The sequence below is a fragment of the Acrocarpospora phusangensis genome (assembly GCF_016862995.1).
Classification (GTDB): domain Bacteria; phylum Actinomycetota; class Actinomycetes; order Streptosporangiales; family Streptosporangiaceae; genus Acrocarpospora; species Acrocarpospora phusangensis.
Genome location: NZ_BOOA01000040.1, coordinates 29644 through 49166, shown reverse-complemented (window position 1 = coordinate 49166; position 19523 = coordinate 29644). Strand labels below are relative to the sequence as shown.

Below are 19523 nucleotides of genomic sequence, written 5' to 3'. Positions count from 1 at the left end.
GGTCAGTCCTGAGCTCGTCCGCCGGCCAACCGGCTGATCATGAGGGCGACCAGGATGATGGCGCCGTAGACGAGCTGCTTCCACTCGCCGGGCACGCCCTTGAGGGTGAGGATGTTCTCCACCAGGCCGATCACCAGGACACCGGTAAGGGCGCCCAGGATGGTGCCCTTGCCGCCGTCCATGCTGACCCCGCCGATCACGGCGGCGGCGAAGACCATGAAGATCCAGCCGACGCCCTGGTTGGCGCTGATGCCGCCCAGACGGCCGGTCTCCAGGACGCCGGCGAGCGCGGCCAGGGTGCCGCCGACGATGAAGACCACCCAGAGCACGCGGTCCACCCGGATGCCCGCCGCCTTGGCCGCGTCGGCGTTGCCGCCGATGGCGTACAGGGAGCGGCCGGCGCGGAAGTAGCCCAGCGCGGCGATGCCGGCGGCGAACAGCAGGCCGGTGATCCAGATCGCGGCGGGCAGGCCGAGCCAGACCGCCCCGCCCAGGTAGAGGAACGACTCGGGCAGCGCGAAGAGGCTCTTGCCGCCGGTCAGGCCGAGCTGGAGGCCGTGCACGACGATCAGCATGGCCAGCGTGACCACGAACGCGGACAGCTGGAAGCGCAGGATCAGGAAGCCGTTGAAGGCTCCGATCGCGGCGCCGATGAGCAGGCAGAGCGGGATGGCCAGCGCCGCCGGGATCTCCAGGCCGAAGCCCCCGGCGGAGACCGGGATGACGAACATGACCGCCACCGCGGGGGCCATGCCGACCGTGGACTCCAGGGACAGGTCGAACTTCCCGGCGATCAGGATGAGCGCCTCGGCCAGCACCACCAGGGCCAGCGCGGACTGCTGCTGGAGCACGTTGGTGAGGTTGCCCGGGGTGAGGAAGACCGGGTCCACGAAGGATCCCGCGACGAGCAGCACGATGATCACCGGGACCAGCGTGAGGTCCCGGAACCTGCCCAGTCTCAGCCCGGCTCCCGGACGCTTGAGGGTCCGTGCGTCGGACATGGCTGAGTCCGTCATTAGTCGATACCTTCCATCGCCGCCACGAGCTCGCTGTCGGTCCAGCCGCGTGGCAATTCCTTCGTCACTCTGCCATGGAACATGACCAGTACCCGGTCGCAGATGCGCAGATCGTCCAGTTCGTCGGAGACCAGCACCGCGCCCGCGCCGCGGGCCGCCGCGTCCTCCACCGAGCCGAGCAGCGCCCGCTTGGCCTTGATGTCCACCCCTGCGGTGGGGTTGATGACCACCAGCGCGGACGGGTCGTCGGACAGCGCGCGGGCCAGCACGACCTTCTGCGCGTTGCCGCCGGACAGGTCGCCGACCGGCTGGTCGGGCCCGGTGGTCTTGATGTCCAGCTGCTGGATCATGCCCTCCGCCCGGCTGCGGCGGCGCGACGAGGAGATCGTGCCGAAGCGGCCGAGCTTGTGGGCGATCGGCATGGTGGCGTTCTCGCCGATCGACAGCAGCGGGACGAAGCCCTCGTGGTGCCGGTCCTGCGGGACGAACCCGAGCCCGGCCTTGAGGGTGGAGGGCACGTCGCCGGGGCGCGGCACCGTGCCGTTCACGCTGATCGTGCCGGTGTCGGGACGGCGCAGGCCGACCAGGCTCTCGGCCAGCCCGACCTTGCCGCTGCTGCCGGAACCGGCCAGGCCGACGATCTCCCCGCCGCGGACCTGGAGGTCCACGTCCTGGAAGCGGCCGGCCAGGCCGAGGCCGGAGACGGCGAGCACGACGGGGGCCTTGGCGTCCACCTTGCGGGCCCTGGCCTCGAAGGCGACCGCGGCCTCGCCGGTCATCGCGGCCACCAGGGCGTCGTGCGGCAGGTCCCGTACCGGGCTGGTGATCACGTGCTTGGCGTCCCGGAAGACGGTCACGGTCTGGCAGACCTCGTAGACCTCCTCCAGGTGGTGCGAGATGAACATCATCGTGACGCCCTGCTCGCGCAGCGCCCGCATGCGCTCGAACAGCCGGCTGATGGCCGGGCCGTCCAGCTGCGCGGTGGGCTCGTCGAGGATGATGAACCGCGCGCCGAAGGAGAGCGCCCGGGCGATCTCGACCAGCTGGCGCTGCTCGACGCTCAGGTCGCCCGCCTGGCTGCCGGCGTCGATGTCCACGCCGTACTGGTCGAGCACGCCCTGGGCGCGGGTGCGGAGGGCGCGCCAGTTGATCAGGCGGCCCTCGGTCTGGCGGTTGATGAACAGGTTCTCGGCGACGGTGAGCGCCGGGATGATGGTCGAGCGCTGGTAGACGCAGGCGACCCGGGCGCGCCAAGCGTCGCGGTCGGCGAGCGCCGGCGCGGGCCGGCCCGCGAAGAGCACCTCGCCCTGGTCGGGGCGCTGCAGGCCGGTGAGGATGGAGACGAGCGTGGACTTGCCCGCCCCGTTCCTGCCGACCAGGGCATGGGTCTCGCCGGCCCGGATGGTGAGGCCGGCGTTGTCGAGGGCGACGGTGGGGCCGAAGCGCTTGGTGATACCGCGCGCTTCGACCACCGCCGAATCAGTAGATGTCATTACTTGACCTGGTTGCCCCAGAGGTTGGGGTCGTCAACGTTGTCCTTGGTGACGAGAGGAGCCGGCAGCTGGTCCTCCAGGCCGTTGGGCAGCTGGATGATCGTGCTGTCGTGGTCGGTCGGGCCGGGCTGGAAGGTCTTGCCCTCGACCGCGGCCTTGGCGTAGAAGAGCGCGTACTTGGCGTACAGGTCGGCCGGCTGGGACACGGTGGCGTCGATCTCGCCCGCCCGGATCGCGGCGAACTCCTGCGGGATGCCGTCGTTGGAGACCACGAAGATGTGCTTGGGGTCGTCCGGCGGCACGAGCAGGTTCTTGGCCTTCAGCACCTGCAGGGTCGGGGCCAGGTGCACACCGCCGGCGTGCATGTAGACACCCTTGATGTCGGGGTGCTGCTCCAGGCGGGTCTGGAGCATGGACGCGGCCTTGGTGCCCTCCCACTCGGTGGGCTCCTCGAACACGGTGATGTTCGGGAACTTGGTCTTCATGCAGTCCCGGAACGCCTCGGCGCGGTCACGGCCGTTGATCGAGGAGAGCGCGCCCATCAGCTGCACGACCTTGCCGGAGCCGCCGAGCTTCTCCCCCAGGAACTCGCAGGCCTTCGTGCCGTACGCCTTGTTGTCGGCGCGTACGACCATGTAGACGTTGCCCTTGTCGGGGCGGGTGTCCACGGTGACCACGGGGATGCTCTTGCTGTTCAGCTGGTCCAGGGTGGAGGCGATGGCGCCGGTGTCCTGGGGGGCCATGATGATGGCCTTGGCGCCCTGGCTGACCAGCGCCTGGGTGTTGGCGACCAGCTTCGCGATGTCGTTCTGCGAGTTGGTCGGGGGCATCAGGTCGACGCCCTGCTCGGTGGCCAGCTGGGGAACGTACTTGTTATAGGAGTTCCAGAAGTCGGAGTCGGCGCGCGGGAAGTCCACGCCGACCTTGCCACCGGCGGCCGCGGCGGGCGCGGAGGAGGCGCCTTCCCCGGCGGTGCTGGGGGCGGGGTCGGAGGACCCGCAGGCGGCGAGCGCGAGCGCGAGCAGGGTGACGCTCGCCGCGACAGATAGGTTTCTCATGCCGATTTGCCTTTCAGGAAATGGGGGGTGATTCACTGGCGGTGTTCCAGACCGGACCCCAGGGATACGCGAACTCGGCGAGCGACTCCGCCCGGAGGGCCGAACTGAAACCCGGCGCGAGGGGAGCGACATAACTGCCGTTCTCGATCACGACCGGATCCACGAAGTGCTCGTGGAGGTGGTCGATGTACTCGATGACGCGGCCGTCCATGGATCCGCTCACCGCGATGAAGTCGAACATGGCCAGGTGCTGCACCAGTTCGCACAGGCCGACCCCGCCCGCGTGCGGGCACACGGGCACGCCGAACTTGGCGGCCAGCAGCAGGATGGCGATGTTCTCGTTGACGCCGCCCACCCGCGCGGCGTCCAGCTGCAGGAACGAGATCGCACCCGCCTGCAGAAGCTGTTTGAAGACGATCCTGTTCTGCACGTGCTCGCCGGTGGCGACCGGGATGGGGGCGATCGCGCGGGCGATGGCGGCGTGGCCGAGCATGTCGTCCGGGCTGGTCGGCTCCTCCACCCACCAGGGCTCGAACTCGGCCAGCGCGCCGATCCAGCTGATCGCGGTCTCCACGTCCCAGCGCTGGTTGGCGTCCACGGCGATCGGGAAGCCGGCGCCGCAGACCTCGCGGGCGATGCGCATCCGGCGCTTGTCGTCGTCGAGGTCGGCGCCGACCTTCAGCTTGATCTGGGTGAAGCCCTCGTCCAGGGCCTCCTTGCAGAGGCGGCGGAGCTTGTCGTCGTCGTAGCCGAGCCAGCCGGGTGAGGTGGTGTAGGCGGGGAAGCCCTCGGCGCGCAGCCGCTCGATCCTGGCTCGCTTGCCAGGTTCGGCGGCGCGCAGGATGTCCAGCGCCTCCTGCCAGGTGAGGGCGTCGGTGATGTAGCGGAAGTCGACGAGGTCGACGACCTCCTCGGGGGTCAGCTCCGCCAGCAGCAGCCAGAGCGGCTTGCCCTCCAGCCGGGCCCGCAGGTCCCAGAGCGCGTTCATCACGGCCGAGATGGCCATGTGCATGACGCCCTTCTCCGGGCCCAGCCAGCGCAACTGCGAGTCGCCGACGATGTCGCGGTAGACCGCGCCCAGGTCCGAGCAGTCCCGCCCCACCACGTACGGCTCCAGCGCCTTGATCGCGGTGGTCTGCACGTCGTTGCCGCGGCCGATGGTGAACGCGAACCCGTGACCCTTGGCGCCGTCCTCGGTGCGCAGCACGACATAGGCGGCGGAATAGTCCGGGTCCGGGTTCATGGCGTCCGAGCCGTCCAGCTCGGCGGAGGTGGGAAACCGGATGTCGTGGGTTTCCAGCGCGACGACCCTCATGAGGCCCCGACCTGATTCATCGGATTAATCCGAGGTGTCGGATGTGTGGAATTCCGGTCACGATTCCGGCGAGAGGGTCTGGCCGTCCCGGGGAGTGCGCTGTTCTGGCGGCCGGACGCGAAGGTTCCGGCACTTGACGTCTGACCGGCGGGGACCGGTCCGGCACGCAGCAGCTCCACAGAGACTCTCCATACATCCGATGTTTCGTCTCTAAATCATGCCGTTTACTGCTGAGTTACGTCAAGAGATGCGCCGAGAATACATCGGATGACTGTGGCTGTGAAGCGCGCTTCAACGCCGCCGACCGGCGGTGGAAAACCACCGCCGGTCGGACATTAGACGATTTGAAGGTGTGTAGAGGTATCAGCTCGGTATCAGCTAGGTCAGCCGGCGACCAAATCGAACTGCTCCCATGGTCCGATGGCTTCCCGGTTGGCGATCAGCGACTGGGCGCCGCCGCCCTCCGCGCAGACGTACCTGTTGTTGACCGTGGCGCGCAGGCTGACGGAGCCGTTGGGGTTGTTCACCAGGGCGAACGTCTCCCAGGAGCCGGCCGAGGGCCGGTTGGCGATGAGCGGCTGGGCGCCCGCGTTCTCCGCGGCCACGAACTGGTTGTTGACCAGCGCCTTGAGCGCGATGTTGCCGTTGCCCAGGTCCACCCGTTCGAACCGCTGGCCGGCGCCCACCGTCGCCGAGCTGGCGATCAGCGCGACCCCGTTGGCGGCCGTCACGTACTGGTTGTTGGCCCGGGAGCGCAGGGCCACGATGGTGCCGGTCGGCGGGGTCGAGCCGGTGGTGATGCGGAGGGCGTCGATCATGCCCACCGAGGTCGTCTTGTTGACCACCCGGAGCGTGTGCTGGCCGTTGCTCAGGCCGGTCTTGGCGTAGACGACCTGCTGGGCCTGGCGGGCCCCCGACAGGAACAGGTTCACGTTCTGCTGGAACACGTTGTCGATGTAGACGTCCATGTTCCCCATGTCGCTGAACCGCTCGGAGAGGATCTCGATCCCGGTCCCGGTGAAGGTGTAGGTCGCGGCGGCGTTCACCGTGGTGCTGTGGTGGGTGTCGTCGTTGTAGTCGCCGTACCCGCGCGCGGTGGTGTGGTGCCAGCCGGAGTCGTAGGTGAGGTCGGTGTTGTTGACCAGGCCGCCGCCGGTGCCGTTGAGGCCCAGCGTGGAGGCGGTGCCGGACAGGGCCTTCTGGACCTGGTTGGCGGTGCCGGTCAGCTGGGTCGAGGTGTACGCGGAGAGCAGCTTGGCGGTGCGCTCCACCACGTAGACCGTGTTCGCCGCGGTGGCGAAGCTGATCTCGGCGGCCGAGCTGGTGGTGATGATCGCGTTGTCGGAGGTGCGGCGGACCCGGACCTGCTGGGTGCCCCACGGGTTCACCACGGTGGCCTGCTTGCCGTACAGGGACTTGAGGCCGACGTACTTGATCTCGCCGCCCTCGCGTTCCGAGCTGACCAGGTGGCCGTCCTTGGCGAGCAGGGTGAACTTGCCGACGAAGGTGGAGTCGGTCGGGACCGCCGGGAAGACCCTGATCTTGTCGTTGTAGCTCTGCATCAGCGCCTCGTTCATGGCGACCAGGTGGATGCCGAGGTACTCGAAGACGCCGTTGGTGTTGTTGGTCATGCCGTTCGGGTAGTTCTGGTACTTCTGCAGCATGGTCTTCATGCCGTTGTAGGTCTGGTCGCCGAGCCCGAGCCGGGCCGCCTGGGCGTGGTCGTTGGCCCACACGTTGCCGTACGGGAACGGACGCACGTTCCAGGTCTGCAGGGCGGTCGAGTAGTCGAGGTAGCCGATGCCCGTCAGGTCGTACGGCCAGATGATCTCGGCGGCCACGTTCTCGCCGTTGCGGGTCTGCGAGATCGGCGGCTGGTGCGGCTGGTAGGCGTTGTTGACGACGTTGTACGCGACCAGGTTGTTCAGGACGTTCTGCCAGCCGGCCCGCAGGTTCGCGTCCACGCCCAGCTGCTGGCTGACCGCGATCGTCAGCGGGAAGAGCAGCCGCACCGAGGTGAGGTCGGTGATGGCGTTCCGCACGTTCCAGTAGGTCTCGTGCGAGTTGGAGTTGGCCATGTAGTACTTACCTGTCGCGCTGTCGAAGGACAGCAGCGCCTGGTACAGCTTCACCGACTCCCGCATGAACGGATACGCCACGGTCTGCAGGTAGTTGAGGTCGTTCGTGTACCGGTACTGCAGATACATGCTGTACGCGGCCTCGGTGCCCGTGGACAGGATGTTCTTGGTGTAGTCGCTGTTGATCGTGCCGCGCGCGTTGCCGTCCCAGCCCATCGTCTCGGGCACCCAGAGGGCGTCCACTCCGTACCTGGTCTGCGTGTACGCCTTCAGCGCGTTGTAGTTCCGGCTCTGCAACCGGTTGAACGTGTTGTACATGTCGGTGTGGTTGGACGCCAGGAACGAGTAGTAGACGTCCCGCTGGTTCCAGTACCAGTACGCGTTGCTCCACTTGGTCTGGTCCTGCGTCGCCCGGAAGTTCCCGTTGATGAAGTGCGCCGGGTAGTTGCCGAAGCCCGCGGAGGCGATCATGTACGTGCTCAGGTAGTACACGTTCTCCATGTAGTCCGCGTCCTTGGAGCCGTTCGAGTACTGCACGAACGACTTGGCCCAGAACGCGTTCCACCAGTTCTTGTAGTTGGTGAACGTGGTGCCGTAGCCGGTGGACTTCACGGCGTTCAGCTGGTTGCGCGCCTGGGTCACCGAGTTGAGGCCGGGCGAGTTGATCCGGCTGGCCGCGGTGAACCAGATGGTGTAACTGGCGGTCGGCGTGATGGTGATCCGGACCGTGCGGGAGTTGACCACCTGGGTGGTGAAGCCGGCGCCCTCGACGGTGGCGGCCAGGGTGTAGCCGAAGTTGTTGGCGTCGGTCTGGCCGCGGCTGACGCCGGCGGCGGTGCTGTCGGCGAACGTGGAGATGGTCCGCCAGGTGTTCAGGTCGGGCACGTCGCCCATGTTCTGGACGGTGCTCGGGTCCCACATGCTGAGGTCGAAGGAGATGTTCGACACGCCGGAGCGGGAGTCGTCGACGTGGATGCCCATGACCTCGGAGCCGGGCGAGCCCATCACGGTGACCGTGCGGTTGTTGTCGTACTTGGTGGTGAGGGTGCCGTCGTACAGGGACAGGCGCTGCTGGTAGGTCGAGTAGCCGCTGTCCATGGCCGGGCTGGTCTGCAGGTTGAGCAGGCCCGCGCCGAAGGCGGACTGCTGGGACAGGTCCACGCCGCCGACCTGCATGGTGAGGCCGTTCTGGTGCCACACCATCGCGCCCGTCTTGCCGTTGCCCACCGTGAGCCCGTGCAGCGGGTTGGTGTTCGGCCGGTTGTACACGATGTCGTGCTTCGACATGTACGCCGCGCGGTTGACGTTGAGGGTCCCGCCGGCCTGGTCGAAGGCGTGGTCGGTGGTCGAGGCCACCGCCGGCGTCGGCACGGCGGTCAGTCCCAGTCCGCACGTCAGCAGCGACACCAGCAGGATTCGTTGAAGCCTCATTTACATGATCTCGCTTCCTCGCGACCGGCGAAGGGTTGCGGGGTCGTGCACGATTGGCGCCGCAATGCGTGACTGGGGGGCGGGGGTAGCGGAGCCTGGCAGAGGGGCCCCCATGGCCGGACGCCCGGCAATCGGCGACCGGTGTACGACCCGAAGGCCCCTCTGCGCAGCACAGACCCGATGTGCACCACTGGTGATCAGTGGCCTAGGCCATCGCACCAACACCAGTTCGGGACTGTCAGGCGCAGTTAACATTGGATGTCTTTGAGGCGTCAATAGCCTGCTGACTGACTACTTATCCAACAAAATCGATCAGAAATACCCAGCACCGGGGTCGAGCTGCGGGGATTTTTGTCGAACGCCGCCCGAAACCCCCTCAACAATTTCCGCACTCATCGGATGTATCAAGATCGCCGGTGGCGACCCTGCCGGCCGGATGGTCCTCGGGAGGCGCGCGGGGATGGGATCAGAGGGCTGAAAGCGGCTTGAAAGCGGACGTCTACCAGCGCATGCGGCAATACGGGGGAACCCGAGAACGGCTGCTTCAGCGAGGAAGACACCTATGGGACGCGCCGCCCCCCGATTGATGATGACGTTGGCCGCTGGGCTCTTCGCCTCCGCGCTCGTTCTCCCCGGCCAGACGGCCCTGGCCGACGTACCGCCCAACTTCCGTGACACCGCGCCGACGGGCGACGGCGGCGACCAGCCGGCCGAGCCCCGGGGGGAGATGCCCGCCGCGCCGGCCGGTCTGGAGGGTTACTACAGCCAGCAACTGTTCTGGAGCGACTGCCGCGACGGCTTCGAGTGCGCCAAGCTGACCGTGCCGCTCGACTACACCAAGCCCGAAGGCGACCAGATCAAGATCAGTGTGATCCGCACCCCCGCCTCCGGCCAGAAGATCGGCTCGCTGCTGATGAACCCGGGCGGCCCCGGCGGGTCCGGCGTCCAGATGGCCCGCGGCATCGCCGCCGTCCTCAAGGCCCGCCTGGGCAAGCGCTTCGACCTGGTCGGCTTCGACCCCCGCGGCGTCGGCGAGTCCGCCCCCGTCAACTGTTTCACCGACAAGGAACGCGACGCCGAGTTCGCGATGGACACCAGCCCCGAGACCAAGGCCGAGATCCGGCTGATCGAGACCGCGGCGCAGCGTTTCGTCGACGCGTGCGAGGAGCGCTCGGGCAAGCTGCTCGGCCACGTCGGCACCCTCAACGCCGCCCGCGACATGGACGTGCTCCGCGCCGCGCTCGGCGACCCCAAGCTCACCTACCTCGGCATCTCGTACGGCACCTACCTGGGCACCGTCTACGCCCACCTGTTCCCCCACAACGTCCGCGCCCTCGCCCTGGACGCGGCCATGGACCCGGCCAAGTCGCAGGAGGAGCAGAACGCCGGGCAGAGCCAGGGCTTCAACGACGCCTACGTCTCCTTCCTGAAGGACTGCTTCAAGCAGAAGGACTGCCCCTTCAAGGGCCGCGGCACCAAGAGCGACATCGACCGCGCCGTACGCAAGACGAACGCGATGTTCGAGAAGGTGGACAAGAAGCCGTTCCCCAACCGGATCGACGACCGGAAGGTCACCTTCAGCCTCGCGCACACCGGCTGGTTCTCCGCGCTGTACAGCAAGTTCGAGTGGCCGGGCCTGCGCCTGTCGCTGAGCCTGGCGTTCAAGGGCGACGGCACCGGCCTGCTGATCTACGCGGACCACTACTACGAGCGCCGTAAGGACGGCACCTACAGCAACCAGGACCCGGCCTTCCGGGCGATCAACTGCCTCGACAACCCGCGCCCGAAGCGGAACAAGTTCGACGCGTGCTCGCTGTGGCCGGCCAAGGCGACGCCGGTGCCCCGGTCGATGCGGGCCAAGGGCGCGCCGCCCATCCTGGTGGTGGGCACGCTGCGCGACCCGGCGACGCCGTACCGGGAGGCGGTGGCGCTGGCCAACCACCTGAGCTCGGGCGTGCTGCTGACCAACGACGCCGACGGGCACGGCGGCTACATCAGCTCCTTCTGCGTGACCGACATCGTGGACAAGTACCTGATCACGCTGGAGACGCCCAGGAACGGCTTCCGGTGCGCGAAGGAAGCGCAAGTCTAGGCCGGTGGGGGCTGTTCGCCCGAACCCCGGGCGAGCAGCTCCACCGGGACCGTGACCCGGTGGACCGGGCGGCTGTGGTCGGCGATGCGGGCCCGCAGCAGGTCGATGGCGGTGGACCCGATGGCCTGGTCGTCCTGGGCCACCACGGTCAGGTCGGGCCGTAACAAGGTGGCCAGCTCGGAGTCGTCGAAGCCGACGATGGCCGTGTCCCGATCGGGGAGGGCGCGCACCACCTCGACGCTGATCGTGGCGTTCCCCGTGATGACGGCCGTCGCGCCGCGCCCGCGCGCGGTGGCGACGGCGTCCGCGATCCTGGCCCGCTCTATCGGCCCGGTGTGCACCATCCCGTCCAGCGCGGCCCCGGCCTCGGCGGCGCAGGCCCGGAACGCGGTGGCACGTTCCTGCGCGGTGAAGATGCGCTCGTCGTCGCCCACGTACGCGATGCGGCGGTGGCCGTACCCGGCGAGGTGGGCGTAGGCGGCCCGGATGCCCGCCGCGTTGTCGGAGATCACGCAGTCCACGTCCAGGCCGAGGACCGGCCGGTCCACCGCGACCAGGGACAGCCCGGCGGCCAGTTCCGGCAGCAGGTAGCCGTGGTCGGCGCCGATGGGCTCCAGCACGATCCCGTCGAAGCGGCGGCGGCACATGGACTCGACCACGCGGCGTTCCAGCCGCTCGTCGTCCTCGGTGGAGGCGGCCAGCACCATCAGGTCGGCGGCCCTGGCGGCGCGTTCGACGGCCCGCAGCACCGGGTTGACGTGGGAGAGCTGGCGGACGGCCGCGCCGAGGGTGCCGGTCACGCCCAGGCGCAGGTGCCTGGCCCGTTCGTCCGGCCGGTAGCCGAGCGCGGCGATCGCGTCGTGTACCCGTCTGGCCAGTTCGGCCCCGACCGTCGCGTCGTCGTTGACCACGCGCGACACCGTGCGCAGCGCGACGCCCGCCTCCCGGGCGACGTCGACCATCGTCGGCCGCCGGGTCTTGGCGCGCCTGTTCACCTCACCGTGCATGTGCCCATCATTCTCATGATCGCCGCCGAACGCCATCGGGTGTTCCGCCAGGGGCTGTGACCAATTCGTTGCCGTCCTCGCTCTTTGAAACCTCGGGGTAACACTCTACCTTTCGGGATAACGTTATCTCACCCCGGCTCCGGGGAGCCGAACTGGAGCAAGGAGGGCTGTGCAGTGCGCAGATCCACATTTGTGCGCAGATCGATAGCACTAACGGTGACCAGCATGCTGGTGGCCGCGGGTTGCGGAATGGGCACCCAGGAACCGGCCGGAGCGCCCGCCGCCAGCGGGGCGGCCGGCGAGGTCGAGCTGTCCTTCCTGGTCTTCGAGACCCCCAACCTGAACGCGGCGTTCTGGGACGCCGCCATCGCCCGCGCCACCGCCAAGGTGCCCGGCGTGAAGATCAAGAAGCTGGTCACCCCCAACGTGGACAGGACCGCGTACGCCAAGCAGCTCGACGCCGCCGGCAACCTGCCGGACATCCTCCAGTCGGTCAACCCGGCCGGGTTCGCCGAAGCAGGCAAGCTCGCTCCGTTCACGCCGGAGGAGCTGGCCGACTTCACCGCGCCTGCGGCGGGGGCGATCGACGGCAAGGTCTACCAGTTGCCGTACAACACGCAGGTCATCCCGGTTGTCTACTACAACAAGGACCAGTTCTCCAAAGCGGGGGTGACCGAGACCCCCAAGACGTACCAGGAGCTGCTGGACGCCTCGGAGAAGCTGAAGAAGGCCGGGTTCACCGCGATGATCGTCAGCGGCGGCGGCGCGGACACCTGGGCGGACATGTACCCGCTGACCGGCACCGTGGCCACCGACGTCTACAAGAAGACGCCGGACTGGCTGGTCAAGCGGCGGGCCGGCGAGGTCAAGTTCGCCGACCCCGACTTCGTGAAGGCCGCCGGCAAGATCGCCGACCTGGCCGCGAAGGGCTACATCGACAAGGCCGGCCTCAGCCGCTCGTACGCCGACGGCGAGCAGGCCTTCCGCGACGGCAAGGGCGCCATGTACCCCATGGGCTCCTGGTTCGCGACCTCGGCCGACAACAACAAGCCGGGCTTCGAGATCGGCGCGTTCCCGTGGCCGTCCGACGACGGCTCCCCCGTCACCCCGACCTTCACCGGCGGCGGCACCCTGGTCAGCTCCTCGGCCAAGAACGTCGAACTGGCCAAGAAGTGGGCGCTGGCCTTCGACGAGGACAAGGAGAACAACGACGCCTTCGTCAAGGCCGACGGCTCCATCCCGGCGATCAAGGGCTATGTCCCGCCGACCGACATGGGCCCCGTCTACCAGGCCACGGTCGCCATCTACGACCAGGGCATGAAGGACGGCTCGATCGTCAACGCCTTCTCCCAGGAGGCGGGGGACGCCTCGCTGCCGCCCGGACTGGCCGACGCCACGGCGCTGGCGGTGCAGGACCTGATCACCGGCAAGAAGACGGCCGAGGAGTTCGCCGCCTACCTCGACGAGCAGTACGCCAAGGCAACCCAGTAGATGGCTGACACGAAGCACGTGGTCCGTGGCGAGCGCCGGCTCGCCACGCGTCCGCGCCCACAGCCCTCCCGGGCTCGGCGACCGGCCAGGCTGGCCCCCAAGCTGGGGCGTTTCGCCCTGTTCGCCCTGCCCGGCCTGGTGGCGTACGGACTGTTCGTCCTGCTGCCCATCCTGATGACCGGCTACTACAGCCTCACCAACCGCAACCCGTTCAACCCGCCGACCGAGTTCGTCGGGTTCCGCAACTACGTCACGCTCACCGGCGACCCGGAGTTCCTGCAGGCGCTCACCAACACGGTGATCATCACGCTCATCGTGACGGTGCTGGCGAACGTCGGCGGGCTGCTGGTCGCGATGCTGCTGGACCGGCCGTCCAAGCTGTACCTGGCGCTGCGCGGGGTGTTCTTCACCCCGGTCGTGCTCAGCTCGGTGGTGATCAGCGTCATCTGGCGGGCCGTGCTCACCGACGACGGCCTGCTCAACTCGGCGCTGCGCGGCCTGGGGGTGACCGACCCGCCCGGCTGGCTGTCCGACCCGGAACTCGCGCTCTACTCGATCGCGTGGATCATCACCTGGCAGATGCTCGGCTTCTGCGTGGTGGTCTACCTGGCCGGGCTGCAGGGCGTGCCGCGGGAGCTCCAGGAGGCGGCGGCCATCGACGGCGCCGGCGGACTGGCCCGGTTCCGGAACGTGACCTGGCCGATGCTGGCCCCGGCGCTGACCATCAACACCGTGATGCTGCTGATCACCGGCTTCAAGGCGTACGACCAGATCCAGGTGATCACGAACGGCGGGCCCGGCACCGGGACCACCGCCACCATGGCCTTCCAGGTCGTGAAGGAGGCCTTCGTGGGCAACCGGATCGGCTACTCCTCGGCGCTGGCCGCGGTGATGCTCGCGCTGGTCGCGGGCGTCTCGGTGGTCGTGCTCCGGGTGCTCCAGCGACGTGAGGTGACCCAGTGACGGACGCGCGCACGCACACCTGGCTGCGGCCCCTGGTGGCCGTCTTCGTGGGCGCGGTGTTCTTCCTGCCGCTCTACCTGATGCTGGTGAACGTCTTCAAGCCGGGCGAGGAGATCCTGCCCGACCCGGCGGGGCTGCCGCTGCCGCCGACGCTGGAGAACATCAGCGGGGTGTTCGCCCGCGAGGACAACCTGTTCACCTTCGGCCTGGTCAACAGCATCGCGGTGACCGCGCTGTCGATCACGATCCTGACCGTGCTGTCGGCCATGCTGGGCCACTACCTGGCCCGCTCGACGCGCGTGTTCGCGAAGGTGCTGCTGGTCACCCTGCTGTGCGGGCTGATGATCCCGATCCCGGTGATCCTCTCCCCGATGACCTCGGTGCTCAAGGCGTTCGACCTGATGGCCACGCTGCAGGGCCTGGTGCTGGTCAACGTCGGCTACTACGTGCCGTTCGGCGTGCTGCTGTTCATGGGGTTCGTGAAGAGCGTGCCGCGCGAGCTGGAGGAGGCCGCCGAACTGGACGGCGCGAGCAAGGTCCGGGTGTTCTGGCAGGTGGTCTTCCCGCTGCTGCGCCCGGCCTCGGCCAGCGTGCTGATCTTCCTCGGGGTGTGGATCTGGAACGACTTCCTGACCCCGCTGATCGTGCTGGGGCCGGACAGCGGCACCACGGTGACGGTCGGCGTCTACCGGGCCATCGGCCAGTACGAGTCCGACTTCGGGGACCTGTTCGCCTTCATGTTCCTGGCCACCCTCCCGATCCTGATCTTCTACCTCGCCCTGCAGAAGAACTTCGTGAAGGGCCTGACCGGAGGCGCGGTCAAGGGTTAGCCGCGCCTTCCGTCCCGTTCCCTCCCACCGCAAAGGCACTCCATGCTGACCATCGACGCCGTCGAGTCCACCGAGCTGTTCGCCGGGCCCGACGACGCCCCGCGCCAGATCCTCCGGGTCCGGACCTCCGGCGACTCCCCCATCGACCTGCGCGTCTCCGGTGACGCCGAGGGGAGCCTGACCGGCGTCCCCGGCACCGGCCTCCATGAGATCCCCGTGCGCCCGCTCGACGCGGACGCGCCGCCGGGCTCGGTGCTCTCCGTCGTGGTCGAGGCCACCGGCCCGTCCGGTACGGCGACCGCCTCCGGCTCCCTCACCGTCGCCGAACCCGGCTGGACGGTCTTCCTGGTGTCGCACTTCCACTACGACCCCGTGTGGTGGAACACCCAGGCCGGGTACGCGAGCGAGTGGGACGCCCTGCCGGACGCCCAGGACGTGCGGATGAGCTTCCAGTTCACCGCGTTCCAGCTGATCGACGTGAACCTGGAGCTGGCCAGGCGGGACCCGGACTACCGGTTCGTGCTGGCCGAGGTGGACTACCTGAAGCCGTACTGGGACGCGTTCCCGGAGAACCGGGAGATCATCGGGAAGCTGGTGGGCGAGGGCCGGCTGGAGATCATGGGCGGGACGTACAACGAGCCCAACACCAACCTGACCGGGGCGGAGACCACGATCCGCAACGCGGTCTACGGGGTGGGGTTCCAGCGGGACATCCTGGGCGGGGCGCCGACGACGGCGTGGCAGCTGGACGCGTTCGGGCACGACCCGCAGTTCCCCGGGCTGATGGCGGACGCGGGGCTCACCTCCAGCGCGTGGGCGCGCGGTCCTTTCCACCAATGGGGGCCGGCGCTGGAGATGGGCACCTACGACACCCCGCACGGCGACCCGTCCGGCATGCAGTTCCGCAGCGAGTTCGAGTGGCTCTCGCCGAGCGGGCGCGGGCTGCTCACCCACTACATGGCGGCGCACTACAGCGCGGGCTGGTCGATGGACTCGGCGCAGACCCTGCCGGACGCGGAGGAGTCGGTCTACGGCCTGTTCCTGCGCATGAAGAAGGTCGCCGCCACCAAGAACGTGCTGGTCCCGGTGGGCACCGACTACAGCCCGCCGAACAAGTGGCTGACCGAGATCCACCGCGACTGGAACGCCCGGTACGCCTGGCCGAAGTTCCTGTGCGCCCTGCCCCGGGACTTCTTCTCCGCGGTGGCGGCGGAGCTGGCCGGGACGGGAGCCCGGCTGTCTCCGCAGAGCCGCGACATGAACCCGGTCTACACCGGCAAGGACGTCTCCTACATCGATACCAAGCAGGCGCAGCGGGCGGCCGAGAACGAGCTGCTGGACGCGGAGAAGTTCGCCGCGCTGGCCAGCCTGGCGGGCGACGCCGCCTATCCGGAGGCCGCCCTGGACAAGGCGTGGCGGCAGCTGGTGTACGGCGCCCACCACGACGCCATCACCGGGACCGAGTCCGACCAGGTCTACCTGGACCTGCTGGCCGGGTGGCGGGAGGCGTACGACCTGGCCAGGGAGGTGCACGAGGGCGCGCTGCGGCATCTGGCGGCCCGGGTGGACAGCCGGGCGGGCGGGGACGGCCACCGGGTGACCGTGTTCAACGCGCTGGCCTGGCCGCGTACGGACGTGGTCCGGGTGAGCGTGCCGGCGCCCTTCCGCGGCCTGGCCGACGAGCACGGCGTGCCCGTCCCCGCGGTGGTGGAGGCGGAGAGCGGGGACCTGGCCGAGATCGTGTTCCTGGCCGAGGTGCCGTCGCTGGGCTACCGGACGTACCGGCTGGCCGCGTTCCCACACCCGGTCCCGGCCACGGTCGACCCGGCCCGCTGGCGGGACGTGGACCGGGTCACCATCGCCAACGGGCGTCACCGGCTGACCGTCGATCCGGCCCGCGGCGGGACGGTGGTCAGCCTGGTGGACATGGCCACCGGGGACGAGCTGATCACGCCGGGCGAGGCGGGCAACGAGCTCGTGGTCTACGAGGAGTACCACGAGCATCCGGTCTTCCGGGAAGGGCCCTGGCATCTGCTGCCCACGGGAGCCTCGGCGGGCTCGGCGGCGGCCCCGGCCACGTCGGTGCGGGCGCAGCGTTCCCCGCTCGGGGAGCGCGTCACGGTCACCGGCGAGCTGGGCACGATCCGGTACACCCAGCTGATCACGCTGTGGCACGGCGTGGACCGGGTGGACTGCGTCACGCACCTGGACGGCTTCGAGGGCGCCGACCAGCTGCTGCGGCTGCGCTGGCCGTGCGCGATCCCGGGGGCCAAGCCGGTCTCCGAGGTCGGGCACGCGGTGGTGGGCCGCTCCTTCGCGCACCCCGACGTGGACGCCGCCGAGCATCCGTGGACGCTGGACAACCCGGCGTTCCAGTGGTTCGGGCTCAGCTCGATGGCGCGCGTCTCGACCGGCGAAGGCTTCGGGGTGGCGGAGATCATCGTGCCGCGCGAGGAGGACGCCGCCGAGCTGGGCCGCGACCTGGCGCTCCGGCTCGCGCAGTGCGGGGTCACCGCGACCACAACGCACGCGGAGGGCAACCGGTATGGGCTGCTCTCGTTCGACTCCAACCTGCCGGACGTGCGCATCGTCATCGGCGGGCCGCGGGATAACGTTTTCGCCGCCGGGGTGCTGGCGGACCCGCGCCACCGCGAGGAGCTGGAGCGCCTGCTGGCCGCCGGGGAGCCCGCAGTGCTGTGGATCCCGGCCGGGCGCGGCCCCGCCGAGACCTTCCGGCCGGACGCGGACCTGCGCGCGGCGGCCGACCTGCCGGTGCTGCTGATCGCGGGCCCCGACCTGCGGGCGGCCGTCGGGGCCGTGGTGGCGGACCTGGCCGACTCGGTCATCGAGGTCGCCTGCGCGGCAGACCCGGGCGAACCCGCCGGGAACCGGACGGTGGCCGTGCTCAACCGCGGCATCCCGGGCTTCGCCGTCGACACCGAGGGGCGGCTGCACCTGTCGCTGATGCGCTCCTGCACGGGCTGGCCGTCGGGGGTGTGGATCGACCCGCCGCGCCGTACCGTGCCGGACGGGAGCGGCTTCCAGCTCCAGCACTGGAGCCACTCCTTCGAGTACGCGCTGGCCTCCGGCGCGGGCGACTGGCGGGACGCGGCCGTGGTGGCCCGCGCGCACGACTTCGGCCACCGCCTCCGGGCGGTCGTCGAGGAGGCCCACGACGGCCCGCTCCCGGCGACCGCGTCGCTGCTGACCGTCGAACCGGCGGGCCAGGCCGTACTCGCCGCGTTCAAGCAGACGGGCAATCCCACCGCGCACGGGCGCGGCCGGGCCGAACCTGGGCGTTTCACCGCCCGCCTGTACGAGCCGCACGGCCGGGACGTCACCTTCCGGCTGAGCGCCCCGGTCCCGGTCAAGGGGGCCGCGCCCGCCGACGTGCTGGAGGTGGAGACCGGCGAGGCCAAGGTCAGGGACGGCGTCCTGCACGCGGCGCTCACCCCCAGCCAGATCGCCACCTACGTCCTGCGCACCGACGCCGGGGAGGAGGGCTCCGAGGCTCTCGGGCGCGTCGCGGAGCCCGCCCAGCCGGTGTTCTCCCGGTTCTGGCTGCACAACCGGGGCTCGGGGCCGATCGGCTACCAGCCGATGAGCGTGCACGCCCGCCTCGACGGCGACAACCTGCACGTGACCCTGGCCAGCGACCGCACCGACGCCGAGACCGAGGGCAAGCTCCAGGTGCTCCCGCCCCCCGGCTGGGACGCCTCCCCCACCGACCAGGTCGTACGGCTCGCGCCCGGCGACTGGACCGCCCTCGACGTGACCCTCACCCCGCCCGGGGACCCGGAACCGGGCCCCTGGCCGGTGGCCGTGCGGCTGGAGCACGACGGGCAGACGTACGAGGACGTCGTCTTCACCGGCGGGCAGCCCGGCGCGGACGCGCTGCTGGTGGACGTGGCCCCGATCGAGCTCACCCCGGGGCAGCGGGCCCGCTGGACGGTGGACCTGCGCAACACCGCCCGGTTCGACATCCGGGGCGAGGCGCAGGTGATCAGCCCGTGGGGCACCTGGGACCTGGGCGGGCCCGGCGTGCACCCGATCGCCGTGGCCGCGGGCTCCCACGGCGAGCTGGCCGTCGAGTTCGACGTGCCGCCCGGGGCCAGGCCGGGCGCCTGGTGGCTGCTGGTCAAGTGCATGTGGTTCGGGCGGGTGTCGTACTCGCCGGCCGTGCCGATGGTGATCCGGTGATCGCCGCCCTGGTCGGCGGGACGCCGATCACCGTCGAGACGGTCGAGCGGCGGGTACGGCGGCTGCGCCGTGGCCCGCGCGGGGAGCTGCTGCCCGCGGACGGCACGGCGGAGGGACGGCAGCTGCGCCGCTGGGTCACCCAGATCCTCGTCGCCGAGCAGGTCGTGGCCGACGAGGCGGCCAGGCGCGGCATCGTCCCCGGCGGCCCGCCGCTGGAGCTCACCCCGACCGACCGGCTCGAACTCGGCAGCGTGATGGCGGCGGTCCTGTCCGGCAACCCCCTCGCCCAGGCCCTGTACCGCGCCCTCACCGCAACCCAGACCATCCCAGAAACCGAAATTTCCCAATATTTCGCGAACAATCAAGATCGGTATCGCGGAATCTCGTACGAGCAGGCGGCGCCCGGCATCCGGGCCACCCTGCTGGGCGCGCGGCGGCGCCGTCAATTCGCGCTGTGGGCCGACGCCCGCTGCGCCCGGGCGACCCTTCTGCCCGGATTCGAACACCCCGGGGATATTCGGCACCCGGACCACACCCACCGCCACTGAC

Annotated in this window: 12 protein-coding genes; 6 read left to right on the top strand and 6 right to left on the bottom strand. The window is 69.6% G+C overall.

Annotated elements, in window-relative coordinates; translation table 11 throughout:
- Nucleotides 1–2: 2 nt before the first annotated feature.
- The 5 genes from Aph01nite_RS23545 to Aph01nite_RS23525 form a co-directional block, all read right to left on the bottom strand.
- Complete coding sequence (locus Aph01nite_RS23545) at nt 3–1001, bottom strand: ABC transporter permease (protein WP_239161910.1); 999 nt, start codon at nt 999–1001, stop codon at nt 3–5.
- 14 nt (nt 1002–1015) lie between these two features.
- Nucleotides 1016–2509 carry a sugar ABC transporter ATP-binding protein gene (locus Aph01nite_RS23540; RefSeq protein ID WP_204043134.1) on the bottom strand — a complete coding sequence of 498 codons (1494 nt, stop codon included), beginning with the start codon at nt 2507–2509 and terminating at the stop codon, nt 1016–1018.
- A complete protein-coding gene (locus Aph01nite_RS23535; protein WP_204043133.1) occupies nt 2509–3567 on the bottom strand; it encodes a sugar ABC transporter substrate-binding protein in 1059 nt (352 codons plus the stop codon). The genes Aph01nite_RS23540 and Aph01nite_RS23535 overlap by 1 nt, the downstream gene beginning before the upstream one ends.
- Before the next feature lie 13 nt (nt 3568–3580).
- Complete coding sequence (locus Aph01nite_RS23530) at nt 3581–4882, bottom strand: enolase C-terminal domain-like protein (protein ID WP_204043132.1); 1302 nt, start codon at nt 4880–4882, stop codon at nt 3581–3583.
- A gap of 383 nt (nt 4883–5265) precedes the next feature.
- Nucleotides 5266–8391 (bottom strand): fascin domain-containing protein, encoded by a 3126-nt coding sequence (locus Aph01nite_RS23525; protein WP_204043131.1) that lies wholly within the window; start codon nt 8389–8391, stop codon nt 5266–5268.
- Between the two features lie 562 nt (nt 8392–8953).
- Here Aph01nite_RS23525 and Aph01nite_RS23520 point away from each other — a divergent pair.
- Nucleotides 8954–10483: an alpha/beta hydrolase gene (locus Aph01nite_RS23520; RefSeq protein ID WP_239161909.1), complete on the top strand. Its 1530-nt coding sequence runs from the start codon at nt 8954–8956 to the stop codon at nt 10481–10483.
- Here the strand turns inward: Aph01nite_RS23520 and Aph01nite_RS23515 are convergent.
- The gene (locus Aph01nite_RS23515; RefSeq protein ID WP_204043130.1) at nt 10480–11490 is read right to left on the bottom strand and encodes a LacI family DNA-binding transcriptional regulator; all 1011 of its coding nucleotides are present in this window, start codon (nt 11488–11490) and stop codon (nt 10480–10482) included. The genes Aph01nite_RS23520 and Aph01nite_RS23515 overlap by 4 nt on opposite strands.
- A 225-nt stretch (nt 11491–11715) precedes the next feature.
- On the opposite strand from Aph01nite_RS23515, the gene Aph01nite_RS23510 reads away from it, so the two are divergent.
- Genes Aph01nite_RS23510 through Aph01nite_RS23490 form a run of 5 tightly spaced genes read left to right on the top strand, consistent with a single transcriptional unit; the run spans nt 11716 to nt 19522 of the window.
- Complete coding sequence (locus Aph01nite_RS23510) at nt 11716–12981, top strand: ABC transporter substrate-binding protein (RefSeq protein ID WP_239161913.1); 1266 nt, start codon at nt 11716–11718, stop codon at nt 12979–12981.
- Complete coding sequence (locus tag Aph01nite_RS23505; RefSeq protein WP_204043128.1) at nt 12982–13944, top strand: carbohydrate ABC transporter permease; 963 nt, start codon at nt 12982–12984, stop codon at nt 13942–13944.
- A complete protein-coding gene (locus Aph01nite_RS23500; RefSeq protein WP_204043127.1) occupies nt 13941–14774 on the top strand; it encodes a carbohydrate ABC transporter permease in 834 nt (277 codons plus the stop codon). The genes Aph01nite_RS23505 and Aph01nite_RS23500 overlap by 4 nt, the downstream gene beginning before the upstream one ends.
- Before the next feature lie 42 nt (nt 14775–14816).
- Nucleotides 14817–18974: a glycoside hydrolase family 38 N-terminal domain-containing protein gene (locus tag Aph01nite_RS23495; RefSeq protein WP_204043126.1), complete on the top strand. Its 4158-nt coding sequence runs from the start codon at nt 14817–14819 to the stop codon at nt 18972–18974.
- Nucleotides 18971–19522 carry a DUF7158 domain-containing protein gene (locus tag Aph01nite_RS23490; RefSeq protein ID WP_204043125.1) on the top strand — a complete coding sequence of 184 codons (552 nt, stop codon included), beginning with the start codon at nt 18971–18973 and terminating at the stop codon, nt 19520–19522. The genes Aph01nite_RS23495 and Aph01nite_RS23490 overlap by 4 nt, the downstream gene beginning before the upstream one ends.
- The last annotated feature ends 1 nt before the right edge of the window (nt 19523 follow it).

Bases quoted from the DNA above. Each gene is read 5' to 3' on its own strand.
- Aph01nite_RS23545 (WP_239161910.1), bottom strand. From the start codon at position 1,001: ATGTCCGACGCACGGACCCTCAAGCGTCCGGGAGCCGGGCTGAGACTG.
- Aph01nite_RS23540 (WP_204043134.1), bottom strand. From the start codon at position 2,509: ATGACATCTACTGATTCGGCGGTGGTCGAAGCGCGCGGTATCACCAAG.
- Aph01nite_RS23535 (WP_204043133.1), bottom strand. From the start codon at position 3,567: ATGAGAAACCTATCTGTCGCGGCGAGCGTCACCCTGCTCGCGCTCGCG.
- Aph01nite_RS23530 (WP_204043132.1), bottom strand. From the start codon at position 4,882: ATGAGGGTCGTCGCGCTGGAAACCCACGACATCCGGTTTCCCACCTCC.
- Aph01nite_RS23525 (WP_204043131.1), bottom strand. From the start codon at position 8,391: ATGAGGCTTCAACGAATCCTGCTGGTGTCGCTGCTGACGTGCGGACTG.
- Aph01nite_RS23520 (WP_239161909.1), top strand. From the start codon at position 8,954: ATGGGACGCGCCGCCCCCCGATTGATGATGACGTTGGCCGCTGGGCTC.
- Aph01nite_RS23515 (WP_204043130.1), bottom strand. From the start codon at position 11,490: ATGCACGGTGAGGTGAACAGGCGCGCCAAGACCCGGCGGCCGACGATG.
- Aph01nite_RS23510 (WP_239161913.1), top strand. From the start codon at position 11,716: ATGCTGGTGGCCGCGGGTTGCGGAATGGGCACCCAGGAACCGGCCGGA.
- Aph01nite_RS23505 (WP_204043128.1), top strand. From the start codon at position 12,982: ATGGCTGACACGAAGCACGTGGTCCGTGGCGAGCGCCGGCTCGCCACG.
- Aph01nite_RS23495 (WP_204043126.1), top strand. From the start codon at position 14,817: ATGCTGACCATCGACGCCGTCGAGTCCACCGAGCTGTTCGCCGGGCCC.